The organism is Dermabacter jinjuensis, assembly GCF_902381725.1.
Classification (GTDB): Bacteria; Actinomycetota; Actinomycetes; order Actinomycetales; family Dermabacteraceae; genus Dermabacter; species Dermabacter hominis.
In genome coordinates this window covers 939,994-964,088 of the sequence record NZ_LR698963.1, presented here as the reverse complement: position 1 = coordinate 964,088, position 24,095 = coordinate 939,994, and the positions used below count along the sequence as shown (strand labels likewise).

Sequence of the window (24,095 nt, the reverse complement as noted above, 5' to 3'; positions counted from 1 at the left end):
GAGTGCGAGTGCTGGCTGGGCCCGGACCTCGCGGAGATTGCGTTCCACACCATGAAGAAAACCTCAGAGCTGCTTGCCTTCGAGAGCCTGCAGCCCCGGAATTTTTATTAAAAGTGACGCGGTCCAGTTCATCGCATCCGCTTACGATGAAAACCCTGCCTGATGGCCTCCCTCACTCGAGCCTCGCACTCGTTCCAGCGGTAAAACACCTGGTCGTAGGTCAGCCTGATCACCCTGTAGCCACGGAGCTGAAGATCCGCATCGCGCTCGCGATCTCGATTGAACCCGTGCCGGCTAGCTTGATGATGCTCGAACGAATCGAGCTCAACGACGAGCGAGTCCCCGATCAGGAAGTCAACGCGCCCAATGGCATCGATGTACACCTGCTGCCGAAAACCGACACCCAGGCGTTTCATGCGAAAGGCGAACGCCGATTCCGTTCCCGACTCTGAGAAACGGCCCGGGACTCCAATCTCCTTGGCCTGGTATGCGAAGCACTTTCCCAAGATGCGCTCAACTTCAAACGGGGCTACCTTCCCAAGGCGGAGGGCAGACTCGAGCACAATAAACGCCTGTTCAGCAGTTCCGCAGTGGACAGCCTCGGTGAGCGAATCCACGATGTCGAGCACCGGTGCTTTCGACGGGTTGCGGGTCCATCGACGGTGGGACCCCACGCTCACCTTTCGGGCCTTGCCACTTGCGAGGCGATTGTAGGTCGTGCACAAATGCGGCGAGCCAAACATTCGCGGGACCCAGAGACCATGCCGTTCAAGTGCCGAGAAGCAGGTGACCCAACAACCGAGCGTGACGGCGCGTATAGCCAGGTCTTCCGACGAAACTGGGGGGAACGAATAGCTTCCATACGCGACCCGCACGAGGTTTCCCTTTGCGAGAGCGCGGTTGATGGATCGCCGGGTCCACCCCGCCTCGAAAAGTTGCGCCGCACTCACAGTCTCGTGGGGAAAGTCAATTCTCATACTCCAAGGATTGAAGTTGAGAGGTATTCAAATCACGGCGGGTATCGCAGCTGTTGACGGCCGCGATCTGTGAAGCGACAGCCGCGGCAAGAGGCAAGGGTTTGCCACAGCCCCTCGCCTGCAGTCCCTCACCGCGCCGCTTCCGCCCCCACTTCTGCCCCTCACTGCCTTCCGCCCCTCACTGCCTTCTTCCCCCGCCTCGCCCCCTCTTCTCCCGTTTCACTTCATGAAGAAACAGGGGCATGGCAAGGGCGGCAGCCCCGCATGACTCGAGACTTTTCATAAAGTGCGACGGCGAGGGAGGGAGGAAGCAGTGTTGGGAGGAGACAGCGAGAGTAGGAGAAAGGGGACGAACGGAGGGGTGTGGAAGAGACGGAGACTGGGACGGCCCCGCCCCTCAGGGGCTGGTGGCCTAGGCTTAACCCATGACATTTGCGCAGTGGACCGAAGCACTGATCGGGGCGATCGGTATCGAATGGTGGCGTATCCCCATCGTGGTCCTCTCCGCCGTCGTGATTTACCTCGTCTTCTATCTCCTCATCCACATTTTTGGGCCGCGCATCCTCACGGGGTCGACGAGCTTCGACGCTGCCGTCATCATCATGCTCGGCGCAGTCGCGGGCCGCGTCGTGATTGGACACCCACCCACCCTCGCCGCAGGCGTGATCGGGCTCGTCACCCTCGTTCTCATGGAAGTGATCTTCGGCGCGCTCAACACGGCGCTGTCACGATCGACGAAATATCCCGCGCTTGGCCTCAACAAACGGCCCGTCGTCGTCTTCGCGCACGGTAAGAAAGTCGAGCACTATGCGCGGCGGGCCCGCGTCACCGACCAGGACCTAGCATTCGCGTTCCGTCGCTCCGGCATCGCTACCCGGAGCCAGGTTCAGTGCGCGATTATGGAGCCGAACGGCTTCATAAGCGTCATCCGCGAAGGGGAAAGTATTGACCCCCTCCTCATCAAGGGAGTCGTGGGTCAGGAGTTCGTTCTTCCCGAAGACGACTCGCTCGACTAACCCCTGCTCGCTGACGGCATAAAACGACTCCCCGCGCACCTGCCAGAGCCTTCGTACCCTTGCTGCCGTCAAGCCCTGGGGGATTCCGATGGATGACACCACGCGGGGAGTCGCCCTCAACGATACAGGCTCGCAACCCATTTCGCACAGCCACCGTCGGCCACTGTGATGTAGACGAGCCCTACACTCCGACCCCGCACTCCGAGCCGACCACATCGCGAAACGCGGTGGACACGGCGCAGTCCTCATCCCCACACTGTGAAAGTTCATCTCGCCACGAGTGCGATAGTTCTGAGGAAAGACCACAATGACCGAACATTCCCACCATCTGGGCGTGGAACCGTCGGCCCCGAGCACAGACCGGCCCGCGGGTACTCAATCGACAATCCACGCCGCTCCCGAGCAACAACGCGCCAACCGCGGCGCGTTCTCCGGCCGCACAGCGTTTATTTTTGCGGCGATCGGCTCGGCGGTGGGGCTCGGCAACATTTGGCGCTTCCCGTACACGGCGTACGAAAACGGTGGCGGCGCGTTTATGATTCCGTACCTGATCGCGCTCCTCACCGCGGGTGTTCCGCTCCTCTTCATGGATTACGCGATTGGGCACCGGTGGCGTAGTTCCGCACCTCTTGCCTGGCGGCGCATGAACCGCAAGGCCGAGGCTATCGGCTGGTGGCAGGTCATGATCTGCGTAGTGATCGCGGCGTATTACGCGGCAATTCTCGCGTGGTCCGCGTGGTACTTCATCTTCAGCTTTAACAAGGCGTGGGGCGAGGATCCGGCGGCATTTTTCGGGACGTTCACGGCGTCGGTCCCCGCTGAGACAACGGGGATTGGCTTTGATTTCGTGCCGAAGATCCTCATCGCGATGATCGTCGTGTGGGTTTTGAGCGTCGGTGTTCTTGCGCTCGGCGTACAAGGGGGCATCGCCCGCTCGAGCACAATCTTCATCCCGCTTCTTATCGTGATGTTCCTCGTGCTCGTCATTCGTGCGGTGACTCTACCGAACGCAAGCTTCGGCCTTGATGCGCTCTTCACGCCCGACTGGGGTGCTCTTACAGACGGCTCGGTGTGGATCGCGGCCTATGGGCAGATTTTCTATTCGCTCTCGATTGCGTTCGGCATCATGCTCACCTACGCCTCGTACCTCAAGAAGAAAACAGACCTGACCGGCTCGGGCCTCGTTGTCGCCTTCTCGAACTCGGGCTTCGAGCTGCTCGCTGGCATCGGTGTCTTCGCAGCACTCGGCTTCATGGCGGCCTCGACCGGGCAGCAAGTGACCGACGTTGCCGCGGACGGCATCGGTCTCGCCTTCATTGCCTTCCCGGCAATCATCAATCAGGCCCCGCTCGGTGCTCTCATTGGTGTGCTGTTCTTCGGTTCTCTGCTCGTGGCCGGCTTCACCTCGCTCATTTCGATTCTCGAAGTCATCATCGCCGCGGTCCAGGACAAGCTCGGGCTCGGCCGGGTCGCAGGCACTCTTGCTGTAGGCATCCCGATGGCAATTCTTTCCACGCTCGGATTCTCCACCACAACGGGCCTCAACTTGCTCGATGTGTCCGATAAGTTCGTGAATTCGTTTGGCATCGTGGTCGCTGCCCTAGTGGGAACGCTCGTCCTCTCCTACGTGATTCGCGGCATCCCCGCCCTGCGCGACCACTTGAATATGTACGGCTCCTTCCGAGTGGGCGATTTTTGGTACGTCATGATCTCGGTCATCGCCCCGGCGATCCTCGCCGTCACCCTCGTGCTCGATGCGCGCGAAATCCTCGCGAACGGCTACGGCGGCATGCCCTCGTGGTTCGTCAATACGTTTGGGTGGGGCATGGCGGCGACACTCGTCGCTTTAGCCATCATCATGAGCGCAATCCCGTGGCCGAAAGCCTCCAATGCTGGCAAGCTCGACTCCGACGGCGACCCGATCGCTCAAAGCATCGTGCGCGGCAAGCCGCTTGAGGCCCCCACGTCCACGACGCAGTTCCCGCAAGAGCTTCGCGCCGACGATGACCCCGCGCGCGCCGGACTCTTCGCGCGCCTCTTGACGAAGGGAGGGAAGCGATGAATGCGTCAGCCGTTGTTTTGCTGATCGTCTCGATGCTTATGCTCTGGGGCGGGCTCGGTGCAGCGATCGTGAATCTACTGCGCCATCCCGATCTTTCTGCCGAAGACGACTAGCTCGTGTGACCTTCGACCCGTCTGTACCGAGCGATTCCGGCCCGCACATGCGCCGCGCATGTCTTTTTGGGTACACTGGAGCGCGTTGCCTTTTGTGGCGGGTATGTCCCGCCCACGGCAGCGAACTGGAGGATTCGCCTAGCGGCCTATGGCGCACGCCTGGAACGCGTGTTGGGTTCACGCCCTCAGGGGTTCAAATCCCCTATCCTCCGCTGATTGAACGGGCACCGCCTCAGCCTTCATGGTTGGGCCGGTGCCCGTTTTTCGCGCTGGGGCTCTCGCAGTTCCACCAGAACCGGTACGTAAACTCGGTGCGCGCCCCTTTCAATCACGACGAAGCGACGACCGGCGCCTGGAGTCCCGCATGTGGCACATTACCCCGCTCGACAAGATTCAACAGTGCACCGCACAGAGCGCAGAGGCGTGCTCGCAGGAGCCGCCCGAGCACCACTTCCCCACGAAGATTGCCGCGAGCCTCTTTCTCGATGAGTTGCACGCCGAGAGTGTCATCGACCCCATTTCGGGTTTCCACATTCGTGAGCTAAGGCGTGTGCGGCCGAGGAGCGGGGCCCCCGATCGCTTCCTTCGATCCCTCAAAGATGACCTCGACGAGAAATTTGAGGGGAGCGAGCCGGGCGAAATTAAGGGTGTAAACATGGTGACCACGGCGACGAGCCGGGTCTTACCGGTTTCGTATGGGATCTTTCGTAACGTAAGGAGCGACGGAGGCGGTACGTGGAAGCTCGTGTTCGCCGATCGTGCGGATAAGCACGTTAGGCATCGGTTTTCGACGAAAGATTCCGGTGAAGGGGATCCACGCGTGACGGGCGAAATCGACAAAGCCGTTGATGCTTTCCGCGACCTGATTTACAAGGAATACGGAAGTGCAACATGGGAGTTCCGCCCCGAAAGTACGGAAGAGTTCGATCGGGCCATTGCCGCCGACATGGCCGCCATCCTTTCGTGCGTGTACTACGTCGAGGAGTACCTCTCTCCGTTAACCTCCGGCAGTGACCGCCTGTGCAGCGGTAGCGCGAGTTACCTCTTCAATCACCTGATTCAGTCCGACGGTTCCCTTGCAGGGCAGGTTCCCTACTTTTCCGGGTTCGACGCGCGGGACATTCGCCGTCTCTTCCGCTGCTCGCCCGCCGTGCGCGATCGGTATGCGCGTATCGACATCACCGTGGCCGAGGAACCCGATGCGTACCTGCGCAGGGAGATTGGCGACCGGGCCCCCGCGTGGGCCCTGCGGAACGCTCAGGGGCGCTGGCAGTACAACGAAATCGAGAACGGCGAGAGCGTCACGAACGCTCTCGCCTCCCCCGACGATGCCTTCGCGAAGGTCATGGAACACTTTGAGAGGCTCGAGAACGTGCAGGGGTTTGCTACTTCCGGGGACAAGGTTCAGCGCAGTCAGTACCGACGTGCGGCCACGAGACGAGCGGAGTGGGCACGAGATTTCATGCGCAGCACCGATGCCTTTGCCCTCGCACATGATGCGGCACGTGCACAGGCCGCGAAGAACGCGCAAGGCTAAATGTTGGACTGGCGTAGCCGGGAAGCTGGGCCTGGCGGCATCAGCTCTTGAGGTGGAGTCCGACGGTGGCCAGGCGACCGTCGGAATCGCAAACCTCGAGGTGCTTCGCTCCCCCGCCGGGGATTTCACCCCGTTTGCCCGGATCGCGAGGAAACTCTCTGGCGCCTAGGCCGCAAGCTCCGCCTCCTGTAAACGGATGATCCCACGAAGCTCCCCTCGGGAACTATGTCAACGTCGAACACGAAGCGGCCCCCTTCGATGCTCCATACGTAGCACTCCAGGACACCCGGCTAATCGAGAGAAATCGACCCACGGTTAAATCGAGGCGCGAGGGAGCATAACGATGCATCTTCCTTGCTCGACCGCGCTCTCGTGACACACAACACCCACAGGTTTAGGTTGCCCTAACTTCTTTGTTAGTGCATCCTGGATTTCTCGCGTCATAGGGCGCGAGAGACGGGTCGACATCCGACGTGCACGGATGCACGCCTGCTCGGCACGTCTTCACTCCAGCATCAAAGGGATAACGTGAACCTTCGAAAGTCAGCACGCGCTGCCGTCGTTGCCTTCGCTGCCATGGCGCTCGCACTCACTGGCTGCTCAGGCCAAACCACACGCCAAGACGACGGCAAGAAACTCTCCGTGTACGCGACGACGGGCTACCTCGCCGATGCCGTCGCGAACATCGCCCCAGACGCCGAGATCACGACGATGGTGGGCCCCGGAGGGGATCCCCACACCTACCAGCCCTCCACCCAAGACATCGAAAAAATGCGAAGCGCCGACCTCGTTTTCTGGAACGGCTTGAACCTCGAGGCCCACATGACCTCTCAGCTCGAAAGCTTCGGCGATCGTCAACTCGCTGTCGGCTCGAAGGTCCCTGAGAAGCTTCTCCTGCCGTGGCCAGAAAAGGACGACAAAGGGCGCCCGCTCCATGACCCTCACATCTGGAACAGCCCTGAAGCATGGCTCATCGCCGTTGACTCGGTTGCCGACAAGATCGCCGAGGCCGACCCCAAAAACGAAAAAACCTATCGCGCGAACGCCGAGAAATACAAGGAGAAAATTCGCGCAGCAGTGAGTAAGGCCGACGCAAAACTCGCAAAGATCGATGCGCCCCGCATCCTCGTGACGGGGCACGACGCCTTCAACTATTTCGGAAAGCATTTCGATCTCGAGGTTCACGCGACCGATTTCATCTCGACGGAAGCCAAGCGGAGCGCAAAGGAAATCGACGATCTCGCAACCCTGATCGCCTCGAAGAAAATTCCCACGATCTTCCTCGACAACCAGGCCAACCCGCAGGCCATCAAGAGCCTCCAAGAAGCGGTGCACGCGAAAGGGTGGGACGTCAAGATCTCGGATGCCGAGCTCTACGCGGATTCCCTTGGAGCGGAACCCGGGGTCGACACGTACCTGGGAGCTTTCACCCACAACGTTGACGCTGTCGCGGAGGGGCTTGGGAAGTGACGGCGCAACCCCCTGCTAAGAGTGTCGCCGCGCCCGCGTGTCGCGTCACCGACATGACAGTCGCCTACCGCGAAAATATCGTCCTCAAAGGTGTCACGCTCGAAGTGGCACGCGGCGCCTGCATGGCGATCGTCGGACCCAACGGCGCGGGAAAATCCACTCTGCTCAAAGCCATGCTTGGGCTCGTTCCACCCCTCACGGGCACGGCCGAGTTTTTCGGGCAAAGCCTCCGCGTGGCGCGTTCGCGAGTGGGGTACATGCCGCAATCTCTGAGCGTCGATTGGGACTTTCCCGCGACCACGCTCACCGTTGTGACAATGGGGACCTACGGCACTCTCGGGTGGTTTCGCCGGCCGGGGCGCCGCGAGCGTGAGCGTGCGCTCGCGGCGCTTCGCCAGGTCGGCCTCGAGGATCTGAGCACACGCCACATTAATGAGCTCTCGGGTGGTCAGCGCCAACGCGTCTTTCTCGCCCGCGCCCTCGTACAAGAGCCAGACCTCCTCATCCTCGACGAAGCATTTCAAGGGGTCGATGCGCGAAGCGAGCGTGCAATCTTTGATGTTCTTGCCGACTTCCGCTCGAAAGGGCGCACCGTTGTGCTCGTTCATCACAATCTTGCGACTGTTCGGGAGTTTTGCTCTGACGTTGCGATTCTCAATACTGAACTCATCGCATCGGGCCCCGTGGAACGCACCCTCACAGACGTAGCTATTCGGCGCGCGTATGACCTCGATGGATGTCTCTCGCGCGCCCTCGTCTCTCGCGAAGAAGGCCACTCGTGAGCATCGTCGATTTTCTTTCGGTCTACACCTACCGCACTGTTCTTGTGGGGACGAGCCTCATCGGAGCCATTGCTGGGGCGCTCGGCTGCTTCGCCTATGTGCGCCACCAGTCGCTTGCGAGCGACGTCATCTCGCATTCAGCCCTCCCCGGGGTTCTCCTCGCCTTCCTTTTTTCAACGCTTGGTCCGGGCGCCTTCATACATTCGCCACTTCTTCTCGTCATAGGAGCGGCGGTCACCGGAACGGCAGCGCATCTCGTCGCGAACATCGTCGCGTCTCGCACACCGCTCACGATCGATGCCGCGATGGCCACGACGCTCTCGCTCTTTTTCGGAACCGGTATGCTGCTCCTTCAGTTCATCAGTAAAAGTTCCCTCCCCGGTAAGGGTGGGATCGGTGCGTTTCTTTTCGGTAACGCCTCAACGCTCACGAAAGCCGACATCACCTCGAGCGCGGTAGTCGGCGGGTGCGCAATCCTCGTGACGCTCGCCCTGTGGAAAGAGTTTTCGCTGCGCGCGTTCGATCCGGAGTTTTGCACGGTACTCGGACTGAACGGCAAGGCGATCGATGCGGCCATGTTCGCCATGCTCGCGATCGCCACGGTCGCGGGGGTAAAAGCCGTCGGGCTCGTGCTCATGGTGGCTTTCGTTGTGACCCCTCCGGCGGTCGCACGCCAGTGGACCCGCGAGCTTTCCTCCATGACACTTTGCTCCGCTCTCGTTGGTGCGGGCGCAAGCAGCCTCGGCGCCTATGCATCTGTCGCGCTCGGGGAACTGCCGAGCGGACCCGTGACCGTTCTCGTGCTCGTCGGGGCTCTCGTCGTGTCACTCCTGTGCGCCCCTCGACGTGGAATCCTTGCGCGCATGGTCGCGTCTTCGACAACGCGCCGCACTTTTCGATCGTCACCCGGGCAAGGGAGGAAACCGTGAACTTCATCCTTGGTACGTGTGCCCTAGCTGTCACGACGGCACTCGCTACTGCCCTTCCCGGAGTTTTCGTCGTACTTCGCAAGAGTTCGATGATGGTCGATGGTATGAGCCATGCGGTTCTTCCAGGAGTCGTGATCGGCTATGCGCTGACGCACTCTCTTACCTCTCCCCTGCTCATCGTCGGCGCCGCAGGTGCGGGGCTCCTCGTCGTGCTCGGAAGCGAAGCACTCTCACGCACGCGTTTGCTCGCGGGAGATGCGTCGCAGGGCCTTGTTTTTCCCGCTCTTTTCAGCGCCGGCGTTCTTCTCATCTCGATCGATTTCGGCAATGTCCACCTCGATGAACACGCGGTCTTGGTGGGCGATGTCAATCTCGCCGCATGGACACCTCTCACCATCGGTGGCATCGACGTTGGACCGCAATACCTCTACGTTATGCTCGCGGTTCTCGCCCTTAACATCGGCGTAATCGCCGCGTTGTTCCCACGATTGACCGTCACCACCTACGATCCAGCATTCGCCCAATCAATCGGCGTGCGCACGGGAGCCATCAACGTGGTGTTCATGTTTCTCACATCGCTCACCGTGACGGCCGCTTTTCACGCCGCAGGCGCTGTCCTGGTACTTGCCCTGGTCGTGATTCCCGCCGCGACAGCGCGGTTGTGGTCCAGAGACCTTCGAGACATGGTGATCGGAAGTGTTCTCGTCGCTACGCTCGGAACGCTCGCTGGGTTTTGGCTCGCCTACGTGCTCGGCGCGGCGACGAGCGCGGGCATGGCTGTCGTCTATGGCCTCATCTTTTTCTGCGTACTCGCCGCCCGCACGGCGCTCTCTCGGGTTCGCCCCTCTATTCGAGAACCGTGACCCACACAGCGTCAGTCGCAGTCTTGCCGAGCGCCGCTATCCCCTTCACGCCGTCGACCTCAAGGTCGAGCGTCTCGGAGAAAGGCTCCGCTTCGCGTGCACGCACAATCGCCCCAAAAGTGAGCCCTTTCCCCGCGAGGAACTGCAAAAGCGCTGGATCAGCATCCGACACTCGCTCCACCCGTGCCGACTCCCCAGCCGCAAGATCCGTGAGTTGGAACGCGGGGATCGTTTCAAGTTTTCCGTCGGGCCCTGGAATCGGGTCACCGTGCGGGTCTCGCGTGGGATGCGCCAACGCGGCGTCGATTCTCTCCACCATAAGATCGGAGACCGCATGCTCAAGCACTTCTGCTTCGGCATGCACCTCGTCCCACCCGTAGCCGAGCTTTTCGACGAGGAAGGTCTCGATGAGTCTATGTCGGCGCACCATAGCGAGGGCGAGGCAGCGTCCTTCTTCCGTGAGCGTGATTGCCCCGTAAGGCGAATGCTCCACGAGCGCCTGTTTCGCCAGTTTCTTAATGGTCTCGGATGCCGTTGCCGGCCGAACTCCCACGCGCGCGGCAATCTTCGAGGTCGTCACGGGTTCGTTCGACCATTCGCCTAGAACCCACACAGCCTTGAGGTAATCCTGCACGCTACCGGAGAGCTTCTCTACTGACACGCCACCACAGTAGCAACACAGCACTCTCATGAGCGGCTCACGGCTGAGCCGATCAAAGGCTATTCCGCCGTGCGGCACCAGTTGAGGCCGCGTGCCGTGAGGCGCGCGAGGTGGGCCTTCATCGTCTCGAGCTCACGTGCGTTGCCGGCCGAACCGGACCACACCTGCTGCGCGACCGAACAGCCGCGGGGCCACAGGAGGTACTCGGCTTTCACCCAGTCGTGGACGTATTCGGTCCACAGTTGGAATTGCGCACCGAGCAGTTCGCCTTTGCCTTCGCCGCCAACGGCGTCGAGGAGGTCGCTGAGGCCCGCGACCTTGCTGAGCGGGAGGTTGCCGCCGATCGTGAGCGGGTGGTCCTCTCCGGAGTGCTGGCGGTAGTCGAAATACGTGAACTCCGTGGGCGCGGCGATAGCGTCGAAGCCGGCGTTCATCGCCGCCTCGACCGCTTCGGATTTGCGCCACACCATGACCGTCGTCCCCTCTGGCACGGTGCCGTCGAGCACTTCGTCCCATGCGATCACGCGGCGGTTCATGCCGAGAACGTGCGTGCACACTTCGTTCTCAAACCAGGCCTGGGCCTCGGCAGGTGTCGTTGCACCGATACGTTCCATGGTTGCGCGCGACGGTCCGTGTTCGCGCCATTCCTTACCGGGGCATTCGTCGCCACCCACGTGGATGGGCGAGCCGGGAAAGAGCGAGGCGACGTCGGTAAGCACGGCGCGGCAGAATTCGACGGCTTCGTCGGTGAGGGCGAGAACGTGTTCGGAGATGCCCCAACACGTACGCGGGTGTTCGATGGGGACACAGCCGAGCTCGGGGTATGCGGCGACGACGGATTCCATGTGCCCGGGCATGTCAATTTCGGGCACGACTTGGATGCCGAGCTTTCCGGCTCGTTCGATGAGCGCGGTTATCTCGTCGCGCGTGTAGTAGCCGCCGCATTCGATTCCATCGTGTTCCGCGACATCGTCGCAGTCGTTTTCGTCGGGCGGCGGCTGATGGCCCGCGAGGGTTCCCGGGCGCCGTGATCCCTTCTCGATGAGCTTCGGGAACCCTTCGATGGGAATGCGCCAGCCCTGATCGTCGGTGAGGTGAAGGTGCAGCACGTTGAGCTTATGCATCGCCATGACCTCGAGGTGCCTGTAGAGGCCCTCAAGGGGAAGGAAGTTGCGGGCGACGTCGATGTGGGAGCCGCGCCAGTGGTAGCGCGGGGCGTCCTCGATCTCGACGCACGGCACGACGAGGGAGGAGGGCTCCATGGGGCCCGATGAGTAGATTGCGGGCGGAAGGAGCTGGAGGAGCGTCTGCACGGCCCATCCGGCACCGCGGTCGTCGGCGCTCTCAATCTGGATGCCCTCGGCGCTTACGCGCAGGCGGTAGGCCTCGTCGCCGAGGGAATCGTCGCGGGAGAACAGCACTCCGCCGGAGCCTTCGCACACGCGCACGCCGGCCGCGCGGGAAAGGCGTTCCTCGAGATAGTCGGCGGCATGCCCGCCTCCGGTCACGGGCAGGGGCGAGGGGAAGCTGAAGTGGCCGTCCAGCTCGCGCACGGTTGTTGGTTCGGGAATAAGGGTTCTCATGTCAGCTGCTCCGGTGTCCACGAGGTCACAATGTCATCGTTAAGAGTATCGACTGCCAGCGTCCCGATTCCACGCGCGTCGTCGCCGATCGTCACGACAAAGGCGCCCGAAGCGACAGCGGCGCGGGCTCCCGTGGGCGAGTCTTCGAAAATGACGCAATCGCGAGGGTCGGCTCCTAAGCGCCTGGCCGCTTCACGGTAGAGGTCGGGGGCGGGCTTGGGGTTCATGTGTGCACTGACGCCGAGGGCTGCGGTGAACCGCTCCTGCCAGCCGATCGCGCGCACGCACTGCTCGACGATGCGTTGCGGCGAGTTGGAGCCGATCGCGAGCGGCACCACTTGGGCGAGGCGAGACGTGAGGGCGTCGGCTCCAGGCATGGGCGCGAGGTCGACGTCGAGTCGCTCGCGGATCGCGTCTTCGAGTCTCGCGCATACGTCACCCATGCGCTCTTCGCGTTCGTCCCCTCCCCCGAATTCGTCAAGGAACGCGTTCGCGAGGTCTTCGACGGTGCCGCCTCGGTCTCCGTAGCCGCGAAAGACTCCCCCTGCATCACGCCACAGGGCAGCGGCTGCTTCGTGCCACGCCTTTTCCGAATCGAAAAGTGTGTCGTCCATGTCAAAGATGACGCCGGCAACCCGGCTCGGGAGTGTTTCCGCCACGGCCACCCTCACCACTCGAAAGCGAGGTTGCGCGTGGGGCCCACCTGCTCGATGTCGCGTAGCACTCCCACTCCTTCGGCGTCGTAGCTACCCTGGCGCACGCCCATGGCATCGAGGAGGTCCCACATGACCTGCTCGCTGTGGAGCACGTCGCGCGAGGTAAGAACCTCAGGCAAGGGCGCGCCGATGCGGTGGGTAATGAGGAAGCTGCGGCGCACTTCGACCTCGTCCTCGCCGTGGCCGCCTTCGGGTTTGTGGCCGTGGTCGGTCGTGACGGCCACGAGCCAGTCCTCGCCGAGCTGCTCGTGACGCTCGGCAACAGCCTTGATGAGGTGACGGGTGAGTTCATCGACGTGGCGGATCGCGTCCCGATACTGTTCCGATTCGGCGCCGTGCGCGTGGCCCGCGCCGTCGACGCCCTCGAAGTACACGACCGCCGCGTCGGGGCCCTCGTGGAGAAGCTTCCACGTCGCCCAGTGCGCAACGTCATCGTCCGCGCGATCCAATCCGTCCTTAAGGTCGGGGTGGAACGTCTGGTGCTGGCCCGTGCGCTGCTGGTCGAAGCGGTGCTGGAGCAGCGGGCCGAGCCCGTGGGGCGCACAGAACGCCTCCCACGTGGCCGCGGCGAGTGTGCGCGCGGCGGGGTTCGCGAAGTACACGCGCGAGAGGATGTCGGGGCGCCGCGCGAGATCGTGACCGACGAATTCGTTCCACCACACGTTGCATTCCTCGTGGGTGGAGCCCGTGAGGATGGAGGACCAGCCGGGCGCGGAGTCCGTGGGCGGCGTCATCCACATGGGCGTGATGTGCCCGCCCGAGTGCTCGTCGCCGCGAGCAAGCCGCGCGAGCGTGGGCGCGAGATTCTTCGGGGCCTCCTCGAGCGGGAGGGTGCGGTCGAGCGGAGGGTCGTGGGGTCCGACGGCAGGCTCACCCTTATCGTTTACTGCCCGAAAACGGGGATCAGCGCCGTGATCGGGTTTCGCGAAGTGCGGATCCGCCGCAACGAATTCGGGAAGGGCGATGTCGGCCCTCACTCCGTCGAGGCATATAAGAAGAAGTTTCATGCGCGGGCCACCCTTAGGGTCACAATCTGGAATTCGTGCATCGACACCTCGTAGAGCGAGGGGTCCTCGCTACACGCGGTAAGGCCGGGCGCGACCTCCGGCGCTTCTTTTTCGCGCAGGTTCGTCGCGCGGACTTTGCTCGGCGCGGAGGCGAAGCGGACGTGGGCGATGCCCGCACGCCCCTCGGCCTCGTGGAGACGGACGATGAGGTCGCCCGAGCCGTCGTCGGCGGGCTTCACGGCGTCGATGAGAGCGAGAGTGTCGCCCTCACGGTGTTCGATGCTCGCAACGGCCGATGTTTCGAGCGCGTGAGCGGTTTCGCGAAGCGGCTGCGTCAGGCGGAGGCCAGCGGCGTGCGCGTGCGCGAGATCCGCACCACACACGAGGCTGTAGCGAAGCGTGTGCTCACCGAGATCGACTTCCGGGTCGGGCGCCGTGGCCGAGCGCAAGAGCGTGTAGCCAAACGCGACACCACCGCGACGGTCGGCGGCAGCGGCGTCAAGCACGCGGACGTCGTGCCCGTATGTTTGCGAGTTGGCGAAGGCAACCGCGTAGCCGGGTTCTTCGAGGAGCGCCCAGCGGTGGCCGCTCACCTCAAACTGCGCTTCCTGCCACGAAGTGTTCTTCGCGATCGCACGGTCGATATGCCCGAATTGGATCTCCGAACGATCCGTGCGGGCATTGAGTGCAAGCGGGAAGCCCACGCGCAGTACGCGATGCTTCTCGCGCCAATCGACATGCACCTCGAAGTCAACGGCACGAGCGTCCGCATCGAGCGTGATGCGCTGAGTGAAGGTGGAATCTCCGTGGGTGCGGCGTACTTCGACGCACGCGCGAAGCGCCGTCTTCGTCACGACCTTCACCTCGAGCGCTTCCTCAAGCACTGTTTCGCTGCGCTTGTACTGGTGCTGAAGCTCCCACGCATCGAAGCAGCTTGGGAAATCCGGGTGGACGCTGAGGGCGTTGCCCCTCTGGCCTGCGGCGAGCAGCTCGCGGCCGCCCGCGTCGAGGTCGAGAATGGACGAGACCAGACCGTTTGCATCGATCACGACCTCCACGAGGCCGTTGGCAAGCACGATATCGCTCCCGCGCGTCTCGCACGTCACCGGATTCGTGGGCGACACCTCGAGCGCACTCAGGGGAGCACTCGAAAGAGGGGCAACCTCGATGAGTGAGCAACCGTCGGAATGCTCCCACACCTCGCGGCGGATCACGGGCGACGGGTTAACGACGGTGACCTCAGAGCCCGCGAGCGCCGCGGCCTGACCACTGTCGCCGTCGAGGGCCTCCACCGAGCCCGTGCCCCCACCCGCGCGGGAGGCGAGGAGCGAGTCGATGAGAGTTTCGATATCGGTGCGCAGCGCCTCGTACTCGGCACGCGCCTCGCGGTTGACCCAGTGGATCGACGAGCCCGGCAGGATGTCGTGGAACTGGAGGAGAAGGGCGCGCTGCCACAGCTCCTCGACCTCAGCGAGCGGGTAGTCGATTCCTCGCTCGGTGGCGAGAGCGCCGAGCCATTCGAGGACGGCGAGCTTCGCCTCGACCTCCCGGTTACCGCGCTTGAGTTCAGCGCTGCTCGTGTACACGCCGCGGTGGAACTCGAGATACATCTCGCCGCTCCACACAGGGGCGTCGGGATACTCCTCGCGCGCTTTGTCGAAGAAGCCGTCGGGGGAATCGAACTCCACGCGGGGCGCACCTTCCATGTCGGCGAATCGCCTGGCGCGCTCCACCATTTCCGCGACGGGGCCGCCGCCGCCATCGCCGTAGCCGTACGGAAGCAGCGAGCGCTTTGCTCGGCCCTTTTCTTTGAAGTTCCGCTCGGCCTTGAAGACCTCTTCGGCGCTCACGATCGAGTCGTAGCAATCCACGGGCGGGAAGTGCGTGAAGATGCGGGTGCCGTCGATCCCCTCCCACCAGAACGTGTGGTGCGGGAGCGTGTTCGTTTGGCTCCAGTTGAGCTTTTGCGTGAAGAACGTGGTCATGCCACTCAAACGTGCGATCTGCGGGAGCGCCCCCGTGTAGCCGAATGAGTCGGGAAGCCACGTGCACGTGGGGGCAACGCCAAGCTCTCGCTCCATCCAGTTGAGCCCCACGGTGAACTGACGAACGAGAGCCTCGCCACCGGGGAGGTTGGTGTCGGATTCAACCCACATGCCGCCCGCGGGGTGCCACTGACCCTTCGCAATCGATTCTTTCACGCGCGCGAAGAGCGCCGGGGCCCCGTCCTTGAGCCACGCATAATGCTGCGCAGACGTGCACGCGAACGTGAATTCGGGGTAATCCTCGGCAAGGGTAAGGACGTTCGAGAAGGTGCGCGCGACCTTGCGGCGAGTCTCACGCAGGGGCCACAGCCAAGCTGAATCAATGTGGGCGTGGCCAACGGCGCTCATGATCTGGGCGGAGTTACCGGCACTGCTTGCGATCACGGGAGCGAGGTGGGCCCGGGCGGCGTCGGCCCCCTCCTGGATGCCCTGAGCATCGACGACGTCCGCGGCTTCCTCGAGCCTGCGCAGAAGGGTCGCGCGCAGTGTCGAACCCTTGGGCTGCTCCTTGAGTACGCCCCAGAGCACCTCGACGTCGAGCCACAGATGCCACACGCTCTCGTTGCGCACCACGAGGTCGGCACCACCGAACGTCCACACGGGCGTGTCCGGGCGCGTCGAAAGGTCCCCGAGGTCGGTGGGATTGTTCATGTAGTCGCCCATATTGGGGTTTGCGCCGGCCTCGATGAGGAGTTCAACGGCACCGCTGTCGTCGAGAAGCCGCTCCCCCGCCTTCGCGATGGTCGCGGGAAGCCCCTCGCCCGTCAGCGGGATCAGGCGGTTCATGGGGTTCACGCCCTTGAGCGGCGTTCCAGCGGTCGTGTAGGCGAGGCCCTCGGACTGGTTTCCTGCCCAATCACCTTCGAAGCCAAGATCGACCCGCAGGTGCACGCGCTCGCCTCTCGCCTCTGCGGGAACGGTGCCCTTCATACGGAACCACCACGTGCTCCACGCCGGGCCCCAGCGGTCACCCGAGGAGATCGGGTCGTAGTTCGCTTCAGCGGCGGTCGCGAAGTCGACGGGCTCGCCGGGGGACTTCCACGCGGTGACGTCAACCGGGGCAAGGACGCGGAAGAGCTCTTTCCCTAGCCTCTCGTGGAGCCGTTCAATACGGTCCTCGACGAGCGTTGAATCATCAAACATCGCACCTGCCCCTACCTGGTTGTCACACGGCTCGGTTCCGGGTCGAGGAGCACCGAGCGGCCCCCTCGCCCTACGTTCGCACGCCAGTTCATTTGCGCGCCGGACCAAGCCTACATGGGGTCACCAAGGTGAAAAGTCTCGGTCTCACAAAATTTACTGGCCGTTAACATCGCGGGTTTCTACTAGTCGCGGAAAATGATCGCCACCATTCATCCCTACTTACGGAGTACGCAATGAACCTTTCACGTCGTTCGCTTCTGGGCGCTAGCACCCTCGCCCTCGGCCCCATCGCACTCGCTCTCAGTGGATGCTCGACGGGCAAGGGTGGGTCGAGCGGAGGAAATGACGACGCATTCGTGCTCTGGATGTGGCCCGAAGGTTACGGAGACAAGGTCCTCGACGCCGTCACAAAGGAGTTCCCGGACCTGAACCTCCGCCAAGACGTGATCGGTGGCGACTTCAAGCAGAAGCTCACGACCACCTTCAGCGCCGGCTCCGGCCTTCCCGACATCACCGGCGTCAAGGGCGAAGACATCGCATTTTTCTGCTCAAAAGCCGACTACTTCGAGGATCTCAACGAGCTCGGTGCGAAAGACATCAAGGGCACCTACCTCGACTGGAAGTGGGAGCAAGCGACAACCAAGGACGGCAAGCAGATTGGCATCCCCATCGATATCGGCCCCACCGCCCTCTTCTACCGCTTCGATGTGTTCGAAGAAGCGGGCCTGCCCTCCGAACCCGCCGAGCTCGAAGCCGCCATCCGCAGCTGGGAAGAGTACTTCGAGCTTGGCAAGGAGCTCATCGCCAAGAAGCCGGGCACCTACCTCATTCGCAACACCGCGAGCGTCTTCGGCACGGCTTGGCGCCAAGCCGGCCAGGGATTCGTCGATGAAAACGGCACCTTTATCGGCGACCAGGACCACATCAAGAAGGCATGGGACCTCGCGATCGCCGCGAACGACGCCGGTATCAACGGCGCACTCGCCGCTCAAACCACCGATTCGGCCGCCGCGGTCAACGCCGGGCGCCTCCCCGCGGACTTCGGCGCGTCATGGCACCTCGCCGACCTCATGTCCGACGCACCCGACACCACCGGAAAGTGGCACGTGTGCAAGCACCCCGGCGAGGCCGTCAACAAGGGCGGCTCCTTCCTCACCGTTCCGAAGGGAGAGAAAGACCCGAAGAAGTCCTTCGAGGTACTCTCCTTCATCCTGAACGCCCGCAATCAGGCCCTCGAATACACGAACAGCGGCAACTTCCCCGCTGCACCCGAGGCGCACTCGATGCCGGAGGTCGACGGCCCCGTCGAATTCCTCGGCGGCCAAAAAGCCGCGGAGGTCTTCAGCGCCGCCGCCGAAACCGTGCGCCCGCTCTATGAAGACCCGAACTCCGAAACCGTGAACGCGCCGTTCTACGCGGAGCTTGAGCAGGTCGAATCGTCGAAGAAGGACCCGGCGAAGGCCTGGAGCGATGCCGTCACGGCCGCCAAGCGCATCGCCGAACAGGCCGGCCTGACACTCGCGTGATCACAGCGGCAGCACCGGTGGTGGGGCAAGCGTCGGACCATTCCGACGCCTGCCCCACCTCACGGCGCTTCCGCGATCCCGCCTCGCTTAACCACGAAAAGGTCGACTTCAGAGCGGCCTTCAAGAACATCGAGAGCATGCCACACGCGCTCGGCGCCCCACGGCGAGAGAATCGCCGCGTCCCGCGGGTCGATGAGATCCCACGCCTCAAGCTCTTCCTCCTGCAGACGCACTCGATCGCGAAGCTCCGCCTCGGGAACCACCCCGGCATCGAACACGAAGTGAACTCCCATCGGTGCGCCGTAGGCGGCGCTCGACGGCACCCAGCTCACCGAAAGGAGCCGGCCGACCGGAAGATCCAGGTTGAGCTCTTCGCGCAGCTCCCGGGCGGTGGCCTCTCGCGCGTCCTCGCCGGCATCCACGCCTCCGCCCGGCAAGAGCCAGTGGTCGCGGTAGTTCGGTTTTTCCACGAGGATTCGACCGTGCTCGTCGCGGATCACGGCCGCACCCGAGCTGAAGAGGGTAGGCAGCTGCTGGTAGAAGTAGGGGTTCGGGAGGAGGTCGCTCATGCCTCCACGGTAGCGAGGCGGCCTGAGCCCGGTCAGGGTCGGCATGCGCCGGCAACAGTTCTCGTCGATGCTCGTCGAGGTCACCTCGCCCAGTGCACCGCTCTCGTGCCGCATCCCGCACGCCACCCCGGGCCACATAATCTGTATACAGATCTTTTCGATGACAAAAGCCTGTCCCGTCAATTTGCAAAAGACACCCAAAGCCGCGCATCTAATGCGATTACAGTCGACGCGCTCTCGGGCACGAGCAGCCGCCCGCACACCGCGCACTGCGCGCGGGCAAAGTCCCCCGCTCGCGCGCTATACTCGAACGGGCAGCGGAGCCAGCGAATTGGGGCACCGCGGCCCTTCCCGCCACCGTCGGCGGGGCACACACAATTCATAACCCCAACCGTGTGGATAGCTTTATATCCCCGCGAATATTCACATCATCAATACCCGGAAGTAAGGTTCAGTGCTCCGTGTTCGCGACGGCTGCGGACTCAGTAGCTCCTATAACCTCACGCTTTCCGAATTACGGAGTTTTCCATGGATATCTCACGCCGTTCGCTTCTGGGCGCCAGCGCGCTCACCCTCGGCCCCGTCGCTCTCGCCCTCACGGGCTGCTCCACCGGTAAATCCGGCTCCACCTCGGGTGGCGGCAGCGACAAGGACTTCGTTCTATGGACCTGGCCCGAGGGCTTCAGCGAGGACACCCTCAAGGCCGTCAAAGAACAGTTCCCCGACATCAACTTCCGCCAGAATGTCATCGGTGGCGACTTCAAGCAGAAGCTCACGACCACCTTCAGCGCCGGCTCCGGCCTTCCCGACATCACCGGCGTCAAGGGCGAAGACATCGCCTTCTTCCTCTCGAAGACCGACTACTTCGAGGATCTCAACGAACTCGGCGCGAAAGACATCAAGGGCGACTACCTCGACTGGAAATGGCAGCAGGCCACCTCGAAAGACGGCAAGCAGCTCGGTATCCCGATCGACATCGGCCCCACCGCCCTCTTCTATCGCATCGACGTGTTTGAAGAAGCAGGACTCCCCTTCGAACCAGCCGAACTCGAAGCCGCGATTCGCGAGTGGGACGCCTACTTCGAACTCGGCAAGGAACTCATCGCCAAGAAGCCTGGCACCTACCTGATCCGCAACAGCGCCGGCATCTTCAGCACCGCCTACCGCCAAAGCGGCAAGGGCTTTATCGATGAGAACCAGATGTTCATCGGCGATCAGGACCACATCCGCAAGGCCTGGGATCTCTCGGTCAAGGCGAATGCTGCCGGCATCAACGCCGCCCTTGACTCGCAGACCGCTGACTCCGCGGCAGCTGTCAACGAAGGGCGCTTGCCCGCCGACTTCGGCGCGTCGTGGCACCTCGCCGACATGAAAGTCGACGCCCCCGAAACTGCCGGCAAGTGGCGCGTGTGCAAGCACCCTGGTGAGGCCGTCAACCAGGGCGGTTCGTTCCTGACTATCCCGAAGGGCGCGAAGGACCCGAAGAAGTCGTTCGAGCTCATCTCCTTCATTCTCAACGCGAAGAACCAGGCAGTCGAGTACACCTTCAGCGGCAACTTCCCCGCTGCACCCGAGGCGCACTCGATGCCCGAGGTCGACGGTGCCGTCGAATTCCTCGGCGGCCAAAAAGCCGCGGAGGTCTTCAGCGCCGCCGCCGAAACCGTTCGCCCGCTGTATGAAGACCCGAACTCCGAATCGGTCATCGCACCGTTCACTGCAGAGCTCGAACAAATCGAATCGACAGGCAAGGACCCTGAAAAGGCGTGGAACGACGCGGTCACGGCCGCTAAGCGCATCGCCGAACAGGCCGGTATCAAGGTGAAGTAACAGATATGAACAATCCGCAACCCCGGCCACTCGGGACGCGCATCAAAAAGGCGCTGCCGCAATACCTGGCCATCTCGCCGTACTTTTTCTTCTTTTTCGTGTTCGGTGCGATGCCGGTCGTTTTCACGATGGCGCTCGCGTTCACGAACTGGTCGGGGTTGGGCGACTTCGACTTGGTCGGCTTCACCAACTTCAAGTACCTGATCTCCGATCCTCTCTTCTACAAATCCCTCGTCAACACCCTGATTCTGTGGGTCATGGGCACTGTTCCCACCCTCATTCTCGCGACGATCCTCGCCCTCATGCTCAACTCGACCCTCAGGTTCTCGACGACCTACAAAGTCATCTACCTGATCCCGAACATCACGTCGATGGTCGCGATGGGTATGCTGTTCAGCTCGATCTTCTCGAGCCAATTCGGTATCGCAAACGCCATCATCAACGTGTTCGGTTTCGAGAACATCGCGTGGCTTCAAACCGAATGGGGCATCAAGATTGCGATCTCATGCCTCACGACCTGGGCGTTCGTGGGCTACAACGCGCTGCTTATCCTCGCCGGCCTCCAGGCGATCGATAAATCCCTCTACGAAGCCGCCGCACTCGACGGCGCAAACTCGTGGCAGATCTTCTTCCACATCACCCTCCCCCAGCTGCGGCCAATCATCCTGTTCGTCACCCTGATGTCGACGATCGGCTCACTCCAAAGCTTCACCGAATCGCAGGTGCTGACCTCCTCGAACTCCGGAGGTGCAGCAAGTGCGGGCGGCATCAACAACTCTGGTCTCACCATGGTGATGTACTTCTACTCGGTGGCCTTCCAAGAGAACCGCTACGGCTACGGCGCCGCGATTGCGTGGGGCGTTTTCGTTGTCGTCATGTTCTTCTCGATCATCAACTGGCTCGTGACCCGCGAGCGCAAGGACTAAGGGGCGCCTCGACATGACAGCTCAGACTCATACGGACACGATTGTTCGCCGCCGCAAGCCGATTCGGATCACCACGATCCTCAAATACATCGCGCTCACGGCGGGCGCGCTCGTCTCGTTGTTCCCGTTCTACTGGATGTTCATCCTCGCGACCCACCCGTCGTCCGCGATCTTCAAGTTCCCGCCGGATGTGCTTCCCGGTGATCGTCTCGGCACCAACATCGAGACCATCACCTCGAAGATCAGCATTTGGGCGGCAATGGGCAACACCCTGGTCGTGGCCCTGTCCGTGACGGTACTCGGGCTTTTCGTCTCGTCGATCACCGCATTCACCTTCGCGAAGTTCGAGTTCCCCGGCAAAAAAGGCCTCTTCCTCATCATCATGGCCACGTTCCTTCTGCCGGCCCAGCTCGCGAGCATCCCGCAGTTCCTGTTCATGAGCAAGCTCGGTTGGACCGGCGACCTCAAGGCCCTGATTTTCCCGTCGCTCGCAAGCGCGTTCGGCGTGTTTTGGCTTCGTCAATACGCGACGAACTCGGTGTCAACCGAGTTGCTCGAGGCTGCCCGCATCGACGGTTGTGGCTTCCTGCGCCAGTACCGCCACGTGTGCCTCCCGCTCATCAGGCCGGCCCTCGCCTTCCTCGGCATGTTCACGTTCATCGGCGCATGGAACGACTTCATGTGGCCCCTCATTGTGCTCACGAACCCGGATAAGCTCACACTTCAGGTCGCATTGAGCCAGCTGAAGACCGCCCACGGAAGTGACTACGGCATGCTCATGGCCTCGGCCCTGATCGCGGTCGTGCCGCTCATCATCGTGTTCATCATTGGCGCGAAGCAGTTCATTGCGGGTATCGCCGAGGGCGCGGTGAAGTCCTAGCCCGCTCTTTCATGAGCGGGGCGATTACTCCCCCGACGCTCAGGCTTTGCGGGTTTCGACGTTCGCGTCGCCAACGAGTTCGGCAAGTTTCGCGTCGTACCAGGCCGCTGCCTGTTCCGGGGTTTTGTCACCCACCATCACGGTGTCCATTGCGTCCTGGATCGCGGAGGAGACCTCGGGATAGACCGCGAAGGCGGGCCGGTAATGGGCGCCCTCGAGCATGTCGGTGAAGAATCCGACGGTTGGCGAATAGCCCCTGTACTCCTCGTTTTGCGCGACGTCCCTCCTCGTCGTGAGCGTGCCTCCCGTGATGTTGCGCTGAACCTGGTGCTCGAGGCTGCATAGCTCCTTGACGAGTGCGAACGAGAGCTCGCGATCACGCGCGTGCGTGGGGATCGCCCAGCCCCAGCCTCCCGCGAGCGTTGTCGATCCGGGGGCCTCGCCGTGCTGAGTGGGCATGAAGGCGACACCGACGTCATCGGGCCACGTGGGCCAGGGGGCGAGGCTGCCTTCGGCCCAGAGGAATGAGATCCACGATCCATCGATGAGGATGCCGAGCTCGCCCGCGGGGAACATCGTAGCCTGCACGGCGTCCATGAGATTCGGGTCGAAGTGGCGGGCTGCGGGGAGCGTGAGCCCTTCGTCGAACTGGCGCTTGTAAAACGCGAGCGCGTCAATGAAGCCCTGCGAGCCCGCAACCCATTTCTTCGTCTCGGGATTGTAGAGCGTGTCGTTCGTGCCGTAGAGGAGCATCTCGAGGCCCTGCATCGAGGCTGATTCGCCCTGCGCTTTTCCGCAGTACATGAACATGCCGGTCGCGCCGATGTCGGCGTCGCGAATGACCGCGGCAGTCTCGGCGATGTCTTCCCACGATTGCGGCTGCCACTCGGTGGGAAGTCCCGCCTTCTCGAACACTCTCTTGTGGTAGTAGATGCCGCGCGTATCGGTCTCGGTGGGAATAAAGTGCACGCGCCCCTCGGGGTCCTTGGCAGCCTCCTTGGAGGCCGGGTAGAAACTCTCCCAGGCCTCCCACGCGTCAACGAGATCATCGATCGGTTGAAGGTAACCGGCGGCGATGTCGGATTGGAGAATGAAGGAGTCTTCGAACACGACGTCCGGGCAGCTGCGCGGCGAGGCCATGAGCAGCTCATTTTTCGTGAAGTAGTCATTCGTCGCGGCCACGATCGGCACGAGCTCGACCTTCACCTCCGGGTGTTTCGCGGTAAAGCTCGCGGCTACTCCCGTCAGCCACTGCTCGAGGTTCGTGTCTGATCCGAACTGTTGGAACGCGATCCGCAGCGTCAAGGCGTCGCGCTCGCTCGCGCACCCGGTCAGCATCGACAGCGGGAGCGTTGCCGCCACACCGCCCGTCACCGTGAGGAAGTTTCGGCGCGACGGCCGGTTCGTGACTCTCACGGCGTGGTGCATGATGGCGGTCCTCTCGTTCGCGGGCCACCGGTGTG

General features: G+C 62.6%; 20 protein-coding genes, 1 tRNA gene and 1 other RNA gene. 13 read left to right on the top strand and 9 right to left on the bottom strand.

Going from position 1 to position 24,095, the window contains the following annotated elements:
* Positions 1 to 128 precede the first annotated feature (128 nt).
* On the bottom strand, positions 129 to 680 hold the full coding sequence (locus FXY94_RS04175; protein ID WP_172620168.1) for an endonuclease domain-containing protein: 552 nt from the start codon (positions 678 to 680) through the stop codon (positions 129 to 131).
* 722 nt (positions 681 to 1,402) lie between these two features.
* Between FXY94_RS04175 and FXY94_RS04170 the strand changes: the two genes are divergently transcribed.
* A complete protein-coding gene (locus FXY94_RS04170) occupies positions 1,403 to 1,993 on the top strand; it encodes a DUF421 domain-containing protein (RefSeq protein ID WP_016663768.1) in 591 nt (196 codons plus the stop codon).
* A 19-nt stretch (positions 1,994 to 2,012) separates the two neighbouring features.
* Here FXY94_RS04170 and ffs read toward each other — a convergent pair.
* Positions 2,013 to 2,108: signal recognition particle sRNA small type (ffs, locus tag FXY94_RS04165), an RNA gene on the bottom strand.
* Positions 2,109 to 2,300: 192 nt separating this feature from the next.
* On the opposite strand from ffs, the gene FXY94_RS04160 reads away from it, so the two are divergent.
* The 8 genes from FXY94_RS04160 to FXY94_RS04125 all read left to right on the top strand — a co-directional run bounded on the left by FXY94_RS04160 (position 2,301) and on the right by FXY94_RS04125 (position 9,749).
* Positions 2,301 to 4,055, top strand: coding sequence for a sodium-dependent transporter (locus FXY94_RS04160; protein ID WP_016663767.1), 1,755 nt, complete (start codon positions 2,301 to 2,303; stop codon positions 4,053 to 4,055).
* Positions 4,052 to 4,168, top strand: coding sequence for a methionine/alanine import family NSS transporter small subunit (locus FXY94_RS04155; RefSeq protein WP_016663766.1), 117 nt, complete (start codon positions 4,052 to 4,054; stop codon positions 4,166 to 4,168). The genes FXY94_RS04160 and FXY94_RS04155 overlap by 4 nt, the downstream gene beginning before the upstream one ends.
* Positions 4,169 to 4,295: 127 nt before the next feature.
* Positions 4,296 to 4,380, top strand: a tRNA-Ser gene (locus FXY94_RS04150).
* A 152-nt stretch (positions 4,381 to 4,532) separates the two neighbouring features.
* Positions 4,533 to 5,705, top strand: a complete 1,173-nt coding sequence (locus FXY94_RS04145) for a hypothetical protein (protein ID WP_016663765.1) — start codon at positions 4,533 to 4,535, stop codon at positions 5,703 to 5,705.
* A gap of 528 nt (positions 5,706 to 6,233) precedes the next feature.
* Complete coding sequence (locus FXY94_RS04140; RefSeq protein ID WP_016663764.1) at positions 6,234 to 7,175, top strand: metal ABC transporter substrate-binding protein; 942 nt, start codon at positions 6,234 to 6,236, stop codon at positions 7,173 to 7,175.
* A gap of 53 nt (positions 7,176 to 7,228) precedes the next feature.
* The gene (locus FXY94_RS04135; RefSeq protein WP_051120618.1) at positions 7,229 to 7,957 is read left to right on the top strand and encodes a metal ABC transporter ATP-binding protein; all 729 of its coding nucleotides are present in this window, start codon (positions 7,229 to 7,231) and stop codon (positions 7,955 to 7,957) included.
* Positions 7,954 to 8,886 (top strand): metal ABC transporter permease, encoded by a 933-nt coding sequence (locus tag FXY94_RS04130; RefSeq protein WP_016663762.1) that lies wholly within the window; start codon positions 7,954 to 7,956, stop codon positions 8,884 to 8,886. Before FXY94_RS04135 ends, FXY94_RS04130 begins: the two co-directional genes overlap by 4 nt.
* Positions 8,883 to 9,749, top strand: a complete 867-nt coding sequence (locus FXY94_RS04125; protein WP_016663761.1) for a metal ABC transporter permease — start codon at positions 8,883 to 8,885, stop codon at positions 9,747 to 9,749. The genes FXY94_RS04130 and FXY94_RS04125 overlap by 4 nt, the downstream gene beginning before the upstream one ends.
* Here the strand turns inward: FXY94_RS04125 and FXY94_RS04120 are convergent.
* From FXY94_RS04120 to FXY94_RS04100, 5 genes are read right to left on the bottom strand one after another with little or no spacing between them, the layout of a single operon-like run.
* Positions 9,733 to 10,410 carry a metal-dependent transcriptional regulator gene (locus FXY94_RS04120; protein WP_040386438.1) on the bottom strand — a complete coding sequence of 226 codons (678 nt, stop codon included), beginning with the start codon at positions 10,408 to 10,410 and terminating at the stop codon, positions 9,733 to 9,735. The two genes, FXY94_RS04125 and FXY94_RS04120, sit on opposite strands and share 17 nt — an antisense overlap.
* A gap of 59 nt (positions 10,411 to 10,469) precedes the next feature.
* Positions 10,470 to 11,993 carry a beta-N-acetylhexosaminidase gene (locus FXY94_RS04115; RefSeq protein WP_016663759.1) on the bottom strand — a complete coding sequence of 508 codons (1,524 nt, stop codon included), beginning with the start codon at positions 11,991 to 11,993 and terminating at the stop codon, positions 10,470 to 10,472.
* A complete protein-coding gene (locus tag FXY94_RS04110; protein WP_016663758.1) occupies positions 11,990 to 12,652 on the bottom strand; it encodes an HAD family hydrolase in 663 nt (220 codons plus the stop codon). Before FXY94_RS04110 ends, FXY94_RS04115 begins: the two co-directional genes overlap by 4 nt.
* An 8-nt stretch (positions 12,653 to 12,660) precedes the next feature.
* A complete protein-coding gene (locus FXY94_RS04105) occupies positions 12,661 to 13,716 on the bottom strand; it encodes an alkaline phosphatase family protein (RefSeq protein ID WP_016663757.1) in 1,056 nt (351 codons plus the stop codon).
* Positions 13,713 to 16,904, bottom strand: a complete 3,192-nt coding sequence (locus tag FXY94_RS04100; RefSeq protein WP_016663756.1) for an alpha-mannosidase — start codon at positions 16,902 to 16,904, stop codon at positions 13,713 to 13,715. The genes FXY94_RS04105 and FXY94_RS04100 overlap by 4 nt, the downstream gene beginning before the upstream one ends.
* A 233-nt stretch (positions 16,905 to 17,137) precedes the next feature.
* On the opposite strand from FXY94_RS04100, the gene FXY94_RS04095 reads away from it, so the two are divergent.
* Positions 17,138 to 18,430, top strand: coding sequence for a type 2 periplasmic-binding domain-containing protein (locus tag FXY94_RS04095; RefSeq protein WP_016663755.1), 1,293 nt, complete (start codon positions 17,138 to 17,140; stop codon positions 18,428 to 18,430).
* A gap of 59 nt (positions 18,431 to 18,489) precedes the next feature.
* Here FXY94_RS04095 and FXY94_RS04090 read toward each other — a convergent pair whose 3' ends face one another.
* Positions 18,490 to 19,113 carry an NUDIX domain-containing protein gene (locus tag FXY94_RS04090; RefSeq protein WP_016663754.1) on the bottom strand — a complete coding sequence of 208 codons (624 nt, stop codon included), beginning with the start codon at positions 19,111 to 19,113 and terminating at the stop codon, positions 18,490 to 18,492.
* Positions 19,114 to 19,527: 414 nt separating this feature from the next.
* On the opposite strand from FXY94_RS04090, the gene FXY94_RS04085 reads away from it, so the two are divergent.
* From FXY94_RS04085 to FXY94_RS04075, 3 genes are read left to right on the top strand one after another with little or no spacing between them, the layout of a single operon-like run.
* The gene (locus tag FXY94_RS04085) at positions 19,528 to 20,826 is read left to right on the top strand and encodes an extracellular solute-binding protein (protein WP_016663753.1); all 1,299 of its coding nucleotides are present in this window, start codon (positions 19,528 to 19,530) and stop codon (positions 20,824 to 20,826) included.
* 5 nt (positions 20,827 to 20,831) lie between these two features.
* Positions 20,832 to 21,752, top strand: coding sequence for a carbohydrate ABC transporter permease (locus tag FXY94_RS04080; protein WP_016663752.1), 921 nt, complete (start codon positions 20,832 to 20,834; stop codon positions 21,750 to 21,752).
* 13 nt (positions 21,753 to 21,765) lie between these two features.
* Positions 21,766 to 22,632 (top strand): carbohydrate ABC transporter permease, encoded by an 867-nt coding sequence (locus tag FXY94_RS04075; RefSeq protein WP_016663751.1) that lies wholly within the window; start codon positions 21,766 to 21,768, stop codon positions 22,630 to 22,632.
* Positions 22,633 to 22,671: 39 nt separating this feature from the next.
* Here FXY94_RS04075 and FXY94_RS04070 read toward each other — a convergent pair whose 3' ends face one another.
* On the bottom strand, positions 22,672 to 24,060 hold the full coding sequence (locus FXY94_RS04070) for an extracellular solute-binding protein (RefSeq protein WP_016663750.1): 1,389 nt from the start codon (positions 24,058 to 24,060) through the stop codon (positions 22,672 to 22,674).
* Positions 24,061 to 24,095: the final 35 nt, after the last annotated feature.